Genomic DNA, 11,678 nt, shown 5'->3' on the forward strand with positions numbered 1-11,678 from the left:
TTTTCTGTTGTTTCCCCCTCAACACGTATAGATAGATTGAAAATTGGCGTGAAAATTCCTATAATGAAGAAAATTAAACGGGGAAATAATGGAGGTGGCACGTTGCCTATTAATATACCAACACACCTGCCGGCAAAACAGGTGCTTGAAAGTGAACATATATTTGTAATGGATGAAAGCAGAGCATTTCATCAGGATATCCGGCCGCAAAAAATTATTATATTAAATTTGATGCCGAAAAAAATCCAAACAGAGACTCAGCTTCTCAGATTGCTTGGAAATTCGCCTTTACAGGTTCATTTCACATTTTTAATCCCAAGCACACACACGCCGAAAAATACTGCGAGAGAACACCTTGACGAATTTTACACGACTTTTTCCAATATCCGTCACAAGAGGTTTGACGGCATGATTATCACCGGTGCGCCGATCGAGCATTTGGCGTTTGAAGAGGTTTCATATTGGGAAGAGCTCAAGGAAATCATGGAGTGGAGCAAAACAAATGTCACTTCAACCTTGCATATTTGCTGGGGTGCTCAAGCAGGTTTGTATTACCATTACGGTGTGGAAAAAATTCAAATGCCGAAAAAAATCTTCGGTGTGTTCGAACATACCGTTCTTTCAAAACACGAAAGATTGGTAAGAGGTTTTGACGAGCTATACTACGTGCCGCATTCCCGGCATACAGATATAAATATGGAACAGCTTCAAGCAGTGCCCGAGTTAAACATTCTTACCGCATCAAAGGAAGCCGGGGTTTGCTTAATTGTGTCTAAAGACGAAAAACAAGTCTTTTTGACAGGGCACCCTGAATATGATACAAATACGCTTCTTCAAGAGTATGAAAGAGATTTGGAACGAAACCTTTCTACTGTCGAGGCGCCTAAACATTATTTTGCAAAAGGCAGCAACGAGCCAGTGAATCGCTGGAAAGCGCATGCCACATTATTGTTTATGAATTGGCTGAATTATTACGTTTACCAGGAAACTCCTTATGAATGGGACTAATTTTTCTTTTTTTAGTGATACGCTGAGCAAAAAATATGATAAAATACATCTGATTCAGTCTGCGTATAACAAAAATTTAAAATACTGGAATCCAAATCATTTAAAATTAGCTTAACTTTTTCACTGCATTAATAATTCGATTATGTATTTGTGTTATGTTTATGTATAGACAATAACTCCTTACGATGCATGAAGCTTGCTTGTTGTTGATTACATTGAGGTGAATTTACTTGAATACCAATAAAAGAGTATTAATTTTGACTGCAAATTACGGAAATGGACATGTGCAGGTAGCCAAAACACTTTATGAACAATGTGTACGGCTCGGCTTTCAGCATGTAACAGTTTCTAATTTGTACCAAGAGTCAAATCCGATTGTTTCAGAGGTAACTCAATACCTTTATTTAAAAAGCTTCTCAATCGGGAAACAGTTTTATCGTTTGTTTTATTACGGAGTTGACAAAATCTATAATAAACGTAAATTCAATATTTACTTTAAAATGGGTAATAAAAGATTGGGCGAACTTGTCGATGAACATCAGCCCGATATTATTATTAATACATTTCCGATGATCGTCGTGCCGGAATACAGACGCCGAACTGGAAGAGTCATTCCTACCTTCAACGTTATGACTGATTTTTGTCTTCATAAAATTTGGGTTCACGAAAACGTGGATAAATATTATGTGGCGACAGATTACGTGAAGGAAAAACTGCTGGAGATCGGCACTCATCCAAGCAATGTAAAAATCACAGGAATTCCAATCAGGCCGCAATTTGAAGAATCCATGCCGGTTGGCCCGATATATAAAAAGTACAATCTTTCACCAAACAAAAAAGTGCTTCTGATCATGGCAGGTGCTCACGGTGTATTAAAGAACGTAAAAGAGCTGTGCGAAAACCTTGTCAAGGATGACCAAGTGCAAGTAGTTGTCGTGTGCGGGAAAAATACGGCTTTAAAAGAATCTTTGAGTGCGCTTGAAGCGGAAAATGGTGACAAATTAAAAGTTCTGGGCTATGTGGAGCGCATTGATGAGCTATTTCGGATCACAGATTGCATGATTACCAAGCCCGGCGGCATTACTTTGACAGAAGCCACAGCCATTGGAGTGCCTGTCATTCTGTACAAACCCGTGCCTGGCCAGGAAAAAGAAAATGCAAACTTCTTTGAAGACCGCGGAGCTGCCATCGTTGTGAACCGTCATGAAGAGATTCTCGAATCAGTCACTTCCCTTCTTGCAGATGAAGATACCTTGCATCGCATGAAGAAAAACATTAAGGACCTTCATTTAGCAAACTCCTCTGAAGTGATTTTAGAGGATATCCTGAAGGAATCAGAAATGATGACCGCCAAACAAAAAGCCAAAGTGCTATCGTAATGGCGTACTTGAGAGCATACGAAAATCGTGTGCTCTTTTTATTTATATTCAGCCATTAATAAAAGCGGTTACATTTTTTATGAAACTTCCCCTTCTTTTGAAAAATAAGCCGTTTCGAAACTTGACGGGTGCTCCCAGATGGTGTATAGTTGAACCATCATTTAACAATGAATCAAAGTTAGATGATGACAAAATTTTTTTTAGCACATGAGTGCTACAGTACTAGGAGGAATTAAGCAATATGCAAAACGGTAAAGTAAAATGGTTTAACAACGAAAAAGGATTCGGCTTCATTGAAGTTGAAGGCGGAGACGATGTATTTGTTCACTTCACAGCTATCGAAGGAGATGGATACAAATCATTAGAAGAAGGACAAGAAGTTTCTTTTGAAATTGTCGAAGGTAATCGTGGACCTCAAGCTTCTAATGTTGTAAAACTCTAAACTCAATACATGATGATGAGATGACAAATAGAGGAGAGGCATTCGCCTCTCCTATTTGATTTTCATCTGGATTTCAATCGCCAAAATGTTTTGTTTGCACCTCTGTTCAATCTCTTCAACATACTTTTCCATTGACGGTTTTCCTTTTTTCGCGATATCCGCCAGTTCTTCTAAATCACTGTATATTTCTATAAATGTTTTGTGAAGGATCAACTTCAAGTCTTTATCATCCATAGCTGCGTTCCCCTTCTCTATCAAGATACCTAAAATAGTAAAACAGTCCTATTTATTCTGGTTCAATAGTTATATCGGCTTATTTTTATTTTCTTTTCTATTTTGGTACATAAATTTCAAAAAAACTCTGCAAAATAATGGCGGAGGTGTTTTTTGTGACTTCAGAATTTCATAATGAGGATCAGACTGGCTTTACGGATAAGCGGCGGCTGGAACTAGCGGTGGAAACAGCGCAGAAAACAACAGGAGCTGCGACGAGAGGCCAAAGCAAAACATTAGTCGACTCTGCATACCAAGCCATTGAGGATGCTAGAGAACTGTCACAATCTGAAGAGCTGGCAGCTCTCGATGATCCTGAATTTGTAAAGCAGCAACAGCAGCTGCTAGATGACAGCGAGCATCAGCTGGATGAATTCAAAGAATAAAAACCGCAGCTTCTGCGGTTTTTATTTTTAGTGATTGGTTAAGACATCTCCGTATTGTTTCAACTTTTCACCAACCGTACATTTATTGATACAAAATGAATGCGCATAAGTTTTGCCAAATTCTTTGCGAAACTGCTTCTTAATAAAACAGTCCTTGCAATATTCATCGTGCAGTTCTGTCAGTTCTTTAAAGATCATTTTCTTATCCAATATCGTCATCTCCGTTACGGTCTAATTTCGTGTGGCTTTCTACGAATTGATGGGATAGAATTTTTTTAGCGAGGCCGTCAGCTTCCTGATTGTCTTTTCGTTGTATTGTTTCGTAGGTTGGAGTAAGCTTCAGCGATTCAAGGAGTGCTTCTATTTTGTCAAGCCATTCATTATGAGATGGATCATAACAAGGCCAGCTGCCGTCAAGCTGATTCAGCACAACAAGCGAGTCCCCTTTGATTGTAATTGAATTTCTGCTTGCCCCCAGCTCTCTTACTTCTCTTATTGCTTCATAAAGCGCTGCGTATTCAGCTTCATTATTGGTTTTCAGCCGGAAGCTTTTATTTTTTCTCAAGCGATGCCGGGTTCCTCCCAATGAATAATAGATGACGATCCCGAGACCGGCCAATTCGCTCTCCTTATCGAAACTGCCGTCAAAATAAACAGTAATGTCATCAGGCTCTTGAGCAAGCTCCTCTGTCAGCTTTTCCAATTCCTTCAGCGTCCAGCTGCCGCCTTTCTCGTCTTCGAACTCTAGCTCTTTCATGTATGGAAAACGGCCAAGTTCTCTGGCAAGCATACGTGCCTGCTGTGCTGTCAGCCAGTCTTCGCTAAAAAATGAGACGGATCCCGTTCCTTTTGCTTCTATTTTCAAATGCGGTCTGAGCTTCATTACAATCACCTTACCATTCATTAGTTGCTGGGCATATGCTATAATCAAACCAATCTTACCCCGGAAAGGAAGCTTTTTCATCTTGTTTAATAATTCGTTTTGGATCTTTTTTGCGATCATTCATTTTATCATTGTTCTTTTATTTTATAAAGGATTTGGCAAAATGGGGCTGTTTGTTTGGATCGGTTTTGCGACAGTCTGCGCCAACCTCCAAGTCGTCAAAACAGTGGAACTGTTTGGCTTAACAGCGACACTCGGGAATGTGATGTATGGCACAATCTTTTTTGCGACAGATGTGCTGAATGAAAAATACGGGCCAGCTGAAGCCAGAAAAGCGGTATGGCTCGGATTCTCAACGCTCCTGACGCTGACATTTGTCATGCAGGGCGTGCTGCTTTTCGAACCGGCTTCCAGCGACATATCACAAACAGCGCTGGAAACGATCTTCGGATTCCTTCCGCGAGTTGCGTTAGGAAGTCTGCTTGCCTTTATCTTCAGCCAAACGCTGGATGTTTATGTATATTCGGCAATTAGAAGGATATTTCCTTCTGATCGGCTTTTATGGCTCAGAAACGGCGGCAGTACAGCAGTCAGCCAGCTGTTTGATACATTCATATTCACTGCAGTCGCCTTTCTCGGCATTTATCCGGCAGGCGTGTGGCTTCATATTTTTATTTCTACATATTTGATTAAGTTTGCGGTATCTTTAATTTCATTGCCTTATGCCTATGCAGCCAAAAAAATGATACCTAATGATGAAAGGAGTTCATAATGCCTACAGAAATATATGTAGACGGCGCAAGCGCCGGTAATCCAGGGCCTTCCGGTATCGGCATTTTTATCAAACATGAGGGAAAAGCAGAATCTTTCTCTATTCCAATCGGAGTGCATACAAACCAGGAAGCGGAATTTCTTGCATTAATTGAAGGGATGAAGCTATGTGCAACGCGCGGGTATCAATCGGTTTCCTTTCGAACCGATTCAGATATTGTGGAACGCGCCACTGAGCTTGAAATGGTTAAAAATAAAACGTTTCAACCGTTCGTAGAAGAAATCACCCGATTAAAAGCGGCATTCCCTCTTTTTTTCATCAAATGGATACCGGGCAAGCAAAACCAAAAAGCCGATCTTCTGGCAAAAGAAGCGATTCGGCTGAATGAAAAGAATTAAATCTTGATCATTGGTTCATCCTAATGGCGAGGTGAACTAACATGAAAAAGAAAGATAAAGGCCGGCTGACCGGCGGTGTTTCTCCGCAAGGCGACCTGGAAGGCAATACACATAATGACCCTAAAACAGAGCTTGAGGAGAGAGCAAAAAAAAGCAATACAAAACGCTAGAGAAGATCTAAACGATCTCTCTAGCGTTCAGCTTTTCAAGCATACGCTCAATTCCTTTGATTTGGTGGCGGCGAAGCATGTCAGCCGCCTGCTCCATTTGCAAAGTAAATAAAGCGTCTTTCAGTGTGCAGGCCAGCGGCACTGAGCAATGAATTTCCGCAAGCTTCCTCGACATCTCCAAATCGCTTAAACCTTGCTGAATTTTTCCCTGCTGTCCTTTTGGAAGAAGAGAAAGATTTTCCAATAAACGGTCAATCGTTTCGTATTCACGAATCAGTTTGTAGGCTGTTTTTTCTCCAATCCCTTTGACTCCGGGATAGTTATCACTGGAATCTCCCATAAGCGCTTTAATATCAATCAAAGCCTTCGGCATTACGCCTGTTTCTTCATAAAAAGTCTCTTTTGTATAGACTTTATAATTTCCGATTCCTTTTTGAAGCAAAGCAACGCTTACTTTATCCGTTAACAGCTGAAGTAAATCTCTGTCTCCTGTTACGACCGTAATGTCCGCTTCATTCGCAAATAAATCGGCAAGAGTGCCGATACAGTCATCCGCTTCATAGCCGGCAAAGCCAATATTCATGATTCCAAGCTCTGCGGCTGCTTCCTTTGCCAAATCAAACTGCGGAATCAGCTCCACAGGCGGCGCGCTGCGGTTGGCCTTATAATCTTGGAACAAGTCATTTCGGTACGTTTTGCTCCCCATGTCCCAGCAGCAGACGACGTGTGTCGGCTGGAATGTTTCCACAGCTGTAATCAAATGCTTTAAAAAGCCGTTGACGCCGTTCGTCGGCACCCCGCTGTCATTTATCATAAAGTTGCGATGTACGGCAGTGGCAAAAAAGGCCCGGAATAAAAGAGCCATGCCGTCAACCAGCAATAGTTTATTATTATTCATCAAATAACTCCCTTTTCTTTCATTCCTTCTATTTTATCATAAAGCAGCCCAAAAATAAAAAACAGTATCTCTTTAATTAGAGATACTGTTTGGATATTTATCAATCGTTGTGTCTTTTGTTGCTGGCGATCAGCTTTTCAGCTTCGCGTCCTGCGTAAGAGTCAAAATGGGTTTGAAATCCGTTTTTCTTTTTGGCATTGTTATTCGCCTGTGCATTTCTGTTTCCGAGCTTTGTTCTGCCCAACATGAATCCCCCCTTACGTCGGATGCATATAGTATATGCTTCCGGCAGGAGGTTCACTCGCGACAGGATCATCCAGCTTACATGCGGCTTACGTATTCTCTAACCATTTCTTTTGATACAAGCCGTCTTGTCGGGACGATGCCTTTTTTAGCGAGCTGATTCATTTGCTCGGTAATTTCATTAATTGCATCTGTAGTATAAGGTTCACCGTTTTTGCATTTCGCAACAGCTTCTTCAATCGCCAATTCACGCATATTTTCAAGACGCATAAATGCTTTGATATGCTCGTGCTGTTTTGATGAATGTGCTGAAATTGCTTTATGTACCTCTGACATTAATCGTTCATCTCGCTTTTTTCTATTTAGTCTATCATGACTTGAAATACAAGCCAACTGAATTTTACATTTTTATTGTATTGTCTGAATTTTTCCAGGAGATGCACGCCTGGTACGCTATTTCAATCTCTTTCGCATGTTCCCCTTCCGCATATCCTCTTAAATATGTCTCTTTTTGATCCGTTATTTGCGCGATTGCTTTTTCACCCATATCTTCCTGTAAGCGTCTGAGGTGAGCTGTGTAATGAGAGATCAGGCTTTCTTCTTCATTTTTTATCCATGCCTCTGTGATTTTCGTAAGTTTCATCCGTACAGCTTCGATAAAGGCCGCTTTTCCTTTCTGCTCAAAAAACTGCTTCGGTGATTTGACCTCTTTTAGTTCCTGCTCAAAAGCACGTTCTTCTATTTCCGGTTCAACTTCCTTCAACTGTATACCGCTCGAATGCTGATCACCCGCATAAACGGAAAAATAACCGTCCTCGTTTAATGTTTTTTGAAATTGATCCAGCCATTCTTCATTGATATGCCGTTCGATGAAACCGCTCATGCGAACATCAAGCGTTTTGATTTCCTGAATATATTCAAATTGATATTCATGTAAGGCTGTTGTCATCGCTTTACTGACGTTCTTTTTCCAATCCCCGTTTTGCAGTCCAGGATGAAATGCCGATTTTAATAAATCATTTGCAAAATATGATAATCGCTGTGCAATGTGATATAGCTGCTCTCTTGTATCTTTTTTTACTTTTTCAATGATGGTTTTTGAGTTCCGCCGTTTCTCGATATCGGCCGCTGTCCGCTCAAATGACAGCATAAGGCGCTGTTTCTGCGCTTCCTTCTCTTCTCGGGACTGATGCTGGGATTGGTGAAGCTGAAAAACAGTTTCGCATAGTTTGTCTGCCTCCGAACTGAGCTGCGCTGCTGACGCTTTTTTTACATCCACTTCGATAAACCGGTCTAAGTGTTTTCTTACTTTCGAGAACTGATTGTAAAATGACTCCGGTTTTCCCACCAGTTCCTCCTTACTTGATACGGTAAAGAGCTGCGGCTCATAAACCCCTTCTTTTACAAGCTCTGCGCTGACATAATCGGTCACTGTTTCGAGCTCTGTTTTATCTTTTGCAAGGTCTGCAGCATTAATAATAAAAAACATTTTATCCATGCTGAGCGATTCTTTCACAAGTCCAAGCTTTCGCAAAAATGAACGGTCTCCTTTTGAAAAAGAGTGCTGATAATAAGTCATATAAAAAAATGCATCAGCATCTTTGATATATTGGAATGCCAGTTCTGTATGCCGTTTATTCATGCTGCTCGCGCCGGGTGTATCAACGATCGTAATCCCTTTTTCAGTGAGCGGGCATGTATAGTAGACCGTTACCTCTTTCACAGCACAGGCCGTTGTTTCCTCTGCTACATATGGCTTTAATTCAGAGAGCGGAATCGTTAATTTCTTCTGTTCCTGTATATACTGCTGATACTTCTCGTATGCAAGCAGGAAATTGCTGATCAATTTCACGTGTTCTTCCTGCAGCCTGTTTTTTTTGACTGCCTTTTCCCACTTCTCTGTGAAGGAACGGCCTGCCGGCTCCTTTGGTATTCCGGTGAGCTGCAAAATTTCAGCCGTTAAGTCATCCTCTGTCTTAAACACTACATTCGCTGTTTTGTTTAAGTTGCCATTGATTGGCTTTGTGATCTTGTTAATTGTCGCTGTGGTTGGCGTTGGTGAGGATGGCAGCACTCTTTCGCCGACAAGCGCATTGGCAAATGATGATTTCCCCGAGCTAAAGCCTCCAAAAAGAGCGAGTGTAAATTTACGTTCCTCAAGCCTTTTCACCCTTTCACGAAACGCTGAAGTTTGCTTTAACAACATGCTGCATTCGCCTAAAATGTCAGACAAAGTGTAAAAGCGTTTGATTTGGTCTTGAAGCGGCATTTCTTGTTCCATTTTGATTTCTGATTTCGGCATCGGCTGCGCCGTCAGCTGGCTTCGGCCTTGTTTCTGCTCTGGAGCCGCCACTCTTGTTTTCTTCGATTTAAACCATTCTGTGTCTATATGCATTGGGCATGCGGACTCTTCTTCCCAAATGGCCCACAGGCGATCGGTTTTCTCTCGGGCATTATTCTCTAAACGTGCCTGTTCTTGAAGAAAGACAAGTTTTTCTGATTCTTGGACGAGCCGGTCGTTAATTGTTTGCACATCTTTGGAAACACGCTCTTTCACCATAGCGGAGAGCACCTTTATGATGTCTGCGGCTTCTCTTTTCGCCTCTTTCCGGATGAGCTCTGCCAAGTCTTTTGTATATTGCAATACATATTCAGAGGAAAAGGCTGCACCATGCTTGACCGCGCGTTCAATGATGCTTATATCAAGCGGTGTGCGATAGGCCTGAATCAGCTTTTCACTTTCAGCGGTATAGACATCAAATGCCTTGGCGAGTTTATGAAGCGTGTCTATTATATGCCAATCCGCTTCGGCCTCTGTTCGTTTTGCCACATCAGAGAAAAAAGCATTCCGCCTTTTATCTCTTTCCTGTGCAGTTTTCGCTTTAGAAAAGAAAAAGCCGGTTTTAAAGGAAGGCTCTTGTGATTCTAAAAATGCAGCCGCCAATTCACGCATTTCAAAAGGCGTCAGGTTGGCGTTTTTTAAAATACGATTGATTTCTTCCTGCATCCTCTTCTCTGCCTCAGTCATTTGTTTTTCGGCCTCATCCAATTGATCACGCAGCGATTGGACCAGTCCAGTATGGATATTAAGCTGTTCAGCGAAACTCGGAGCGCCTGCTTCGTCTTTCTTCAGCATTTCCGTATGTTCCTTTAGCAGATTACGGACTTTTTGTTCGGTTAAAGCCTGCATATTGCTTTTTGATTGCTGTTCTATTCTGCTTAACTCTTCTCTTAGGGCCCCCATCTGATTGAACGGGTGATCCGGTTCTGTTACTGATGTAAAATAGAGCGCTTCCCTTGAAATCCCTTCATTGCAAAGCATCTCCTCTACCTGCGCTTGATAGTCTCCAAATTTCGTCTCCGTCTCATCATAGCGGTCAATTTGATTGACGATAAAATACACATTCGGAATGCTTTCTTTTATTGATCTGAGAAACTTTACATTTTCCTCAGAGTGCACGTGATTATAGTGAACGACGTAAAACAGCGCATCCGCTTGGTGAAGAATAGAAGCAGCCGATAGAAAATGAGCATCATCTGTTGAATCTATCCCTGGAGTATCAATATACGCAACCCCGGAATCGATCTCAGTATACCTGTCAAAAATTTCGACGCTTTCAATCTGTTCCCCGTCTTTACAATATTGCTGCACCTTGTCTTTCTGGTAAGTCCCTTCCAGCTCAGCACACGCTCCGTCTGTTGTATGAAGCCGAACTCGCTTTTCCCCGTTTCTGATCACAACAAGGTTAGCGCTTGTCGGAATCGGGCTTGTCGGCAAAATATTCTCCATTAACAGGCAGTTCAGCAGTGACGATTTCCCCGCTGAATAATGCCCGGTAAACGCGATATAAACCTCTTCATCAGCCGCTTTTTTCATGACCGCAGCCAGTTTAGCAGCCCTTTGTTCATCTTGATTCTCAATAAATTGCTTATAAAGTTCCCCGGTTTTATGCAAAAGCTCTTTTCTGTTTTGATCTGTCATAAGTCTAAACCCCTTTGTGCCGTTTCAATTGTGAACCTTTTTCGAAAGATCTGAATTCATTCCCTTTTCATTTTACACAAGAATAAACCAAATTTCTTTAGGAGAATAGAAAAAAGCCGCCATTACGGCAGCTTCTATAAAAGAAAATCTGCAACTTTTACAAGTTCCAGATTCATCAAACAGATTTATTAGAGATTCCTTTTAATACAAAACCAATTAATACACTATATGTACAAACCGCTCCAAGCAAAAACAGCATAGTCATTTGCTTCACCATCCTGATTGAGAATCTTTTTCAAATTCATTTTAACATGGTTGAGAATGATTTTCAATCGCTATTTTACGCTGTATTCCTGTAATGCTTTGTCTTCTGCGCGAATTCTGACGCTTAACAACACGGCATTGAAAATGGAAAACAGACACATGGTGACGTATGCTTGATAAAGCAGCGGAATCAGCAAAATTTCAAGTATAACAACGGCATAGTTTGGATGTTTCATCCATTTATATGGACCTTTTTTTACAAGCTCTACACCTGGAACAACAAGGATTTTCGTATTCCAATATGCCCCTAAGGAACAAAGCGCCCAATACCGTACGATCTGTACGCTTAAAATCACTGCAGCGATACCGAGCCACCAGCTGGACGGCTGTTTATTCATCAGCAGCACCTCGGCAATTAAGGACAGGAAAAAAAGGATATGCATCGTAATGATATACGGATAGTGGCTCTCGCCAAATTCAATTGCTCCTTGCTTCTTTACCTTTTGTTCGTTTTGCCTGGCCACTGCCATTTCTGCTGCTCTTTGAACAATGAGAATGGCGATCAACAACCAAAACATGA

17 protein-coding genes are annotated in these 11,678 nt (G+C 41.4%); 8 read left to right on the top strand and 9 right to left on the bottom strand.

The genetic code is table 11. From position 1 onward, the window contains the following. Positions 1 to 102 precede the first annotated feature (102 nt). The 4 genes from metA (at position 103) to cspD (ending at position 2,829) form a co-directional block, all read left to right on the top strand. Positions 103 to 1,008, top strand: coding sequence for a homoserine O-succinyltransferase (metA, locus tag NSU05_RS10705; protein WP_004398721.1), 906 nt, complete (start codon positions 103 to 105; stop codon positions 1,006 to 1,008). A gap of 230 nt (positions 1,009 to 1,238) precedes the next feature. Beyond that, on the top strand, positions 1,239 to 2,387 hold the full coding sequence (locus NSU05_RS10710) for a diglucosyl diacylglycerol synthase (RefSeq protein ID WP_003246153.1): 1,149 nt from the start codon (positions 1,239 to 1,241) through the stop codon (positions 2,385 to 2,387). A gap of 79 nt (positions 2,388 to 2,466) precedes the next feature. Next, the gene (locus NSU05_RS10715; protein ID WP_119899525.1) at positions 2,467 to 2,598 is read left to right on the top strand and encodes a hypothetical protein; all 132 of its coding nucleotides are present in this window, start codon (positions 2,467 to 2,469) and stop codon (positions 2,596 to 2,598) included. 30 nt (positions 2,599 to 2,628) lie between these two features. After that, positions 2,629 to 2,829 (top strand): cold-shock protein CspD, encoded by a 201-nt coding sequence (cspD, locus tag NSU05_RS10720; RefSeq protein WP_003230776.1) that lies wholly within the window; start codon positions 2,629 to 2,631, stop codon positions 2,827 to 2,829. A gap of 51 nt (positions 2,830 to 2,880) precedes the next feature. Here the strand turns inward: cspD and degR are convergent, their stop codons facing one another. Continuing rightward, positions 2,881 to 3,063: a transcriptional regulator DegR gene (gene degR / locus NSU05_RS10725; protein WP_003230774.1), complete on the bottom strand. Its 183-nt coding sequence runs from the start codon at positions 3,061 to 3,063 to the stop codon at positions 2,881 to 2,883. A gap of 155 nt (positions 3,064 to 3,218) precedes the next feature. Between degR and NSU05_RS10730 the strand changes: the two genes are divergently transcribed. Then, the gene (locus NSU05_RS10730; RefSeq protein ID WP_015251856.1) at positions 3,219 to 3,488 is read left to right on the top strand and encodes a DUF2564 family protein; all 270 of its coding nucleotides are present in this window, start codon (positions 3,219 to 3,221) and stop codon (positions 3,486 to 3,488) included. Between the two features lie 27 nt (positions 3,489 to 3,515). Here the strand turns inward: NSU05_RS10730 and NSU05_RS10735 are convergent, their stop codons facing one another. Together NSU05_RS10735 and NSU05_RS10740 are read right to left on the bottom strand one after the other, a co-directional pair. Further along, complete coding sequence (locus tag NSU05_RS10735; RefSeq protein ID WP_004399003.1) at positions 3,516 to 3,698, bottom strand: zinc-finger domain-containing protein; 183 nt, start codon at positions 3,696 to 3,698, stop codon at positions 3,516 to 3,518. Then, complete coding sequence (locus NSU05_RS10740; protein ID WP_014477138.1) at positions 3,691 to 4,371, bottom strand: ribonuclease H family protein; 681 nt, start codon at positions 4,369 to 4,371, stop codon at positions 3,691 to 3,693. The genes NSU05_RS10735 and NSU05_RS10740 overlap by 8 nt, the downstream gene beginning before the upstream one ends. Positions 4,372 to 4,453: 82 nt before the next feature. Here NSU05_RS10740 and NSU05_RS10745 point away from each other — a divergent pair, with 82 nt between their 5' ends. From NSU05_RS10745 to sspL, 3 genes are read left to right on the top strand one after another with little or no spacing between them, the layout of a single operon-like run. Further along, on the top strand, positions 4,454 to 5,143 hold the full coding sequence (locus NSU05_RS10745; protein WP_038429197.1) for a queuosine precursor transporter: 690 nt from the start codon (positions 4,454 to 4,456) through the stop codon (positions 5,141 to 5,143). Next, on the top strand, positions 5,143 to 5,541 hold the full coding sequence (locus NSU05_RS10750; protein WP_024572338.1) for a reverse transcriptase-like protein: 399 nt from the start codon (positions 5,143 to 5,145) through the stop codon (positions 5,539 to 5,541). The genes NSU05_RS10745 and NSU05_RS10750 overlap by 1 nt, the downstream gene beginning before the upstream one ends. A 41-nt stretch (positions 5,542 to 5,582) precedes the next feature. Continuing rightward, on the top strand, positions 5,583 to 5,711 hold the full coding sequence (sspL, locus tag NSU05_RS10755; RefSeq protein WP_010334670.1) for a small, acid-soluble spore protein L: 129 nt from the start codon (positions 5,583 to 5,585) through the stop codon (positions 5,709 to 5,711). A 7-nt stretch (positions 5,712 to 5,718) separates the two neighbouring features. Here sspL and exnP read toward each other — a convergent pair whose 3' ends face one another. The 6 genes from exnP to bpsB form a co-directional block, all read right to left on the bottom strand. Then, entirely contained in the window at positions 5,719 to 6,609 is an 891-nt protein-coding gene (gene exnP, locus NSU05_RS10760; protein ID WP_003230763.1) for a 5'-3' exonuclease ExnP, read from the bottom strand. A gap of 100 nt (positions 6,610 to 6,709) precedes the next feature. Next, complete coding sequence (locus tag NSU05_RS10765; protein ID WP_003230761.1) at positions 6,710 to 6,856, bottom strand: hypothetical protein; 147 nt, start codon at positions 6,854 to 6,856, stop codon at positions 6,710 to 6,712. Positions 6,857 to 6,930: 74 nt separating this feature from the next. Continuing rightward, positions 6,931 to 7,188: a YpbS family protein gene (locus NSU05_RS10770; protein WP_038429198.1), complete on the bottom strand. Its 258-nt coding sequence runs from the start codon at positions 7,186 to 7,188 to the stop codon at positions 6,931 to 6,933. 64 nt (positions 7,189 to 7,252) lie between these two features. Beyond that, entirely contained in the window at positions 7,253 to 10,834 is a 3,582-nt protein-coding gene (gene dynA / locus NSU05_RS10775) for a dynamin GTPase (RefSeq protein WP_038429199.1), read from the bottom strand. Positions 10,835 to 11,009: 175 nt separating this feature from the next. After that, positions 11,010 to 11,099 (bottom strand): Fur-regulated basic protein FbpC, encoded by a 90-nt coding sequence (fbpC, locus tag NSU05_RS10780; RefSeq protein ID WP_100069434.1) that lies wholly within the window; start codon positions 11,097 to 11,099, stop codon positions 11,010 to 11,012. A gap of 70 nt (positions 11,100 to 11,169) precedes the next feature. Further along, positions 11,170 to 11,676, bottom strand: coding sequence for an alkylpyrone methyltransferase (bpsB, locus tag NSU05_RS10785; protein ID WP_004398552.1), 507 nt, complete (start codon positions 11,674 to 11,676; stop codon positions 11,170 to 11,172). Positions 11,677 to 11,678 lie beyond the last annotated feature (2 nt).

The sequence above is a fragment of the Bacillus sp. EU52 genome, from assembly GCF_037964975.1.
Classification (GTDB): Bacteria; Bacillota; Bacilli; order Bacillales; family Bacillaceae; genus Bacillus; species Bacillus subtilis.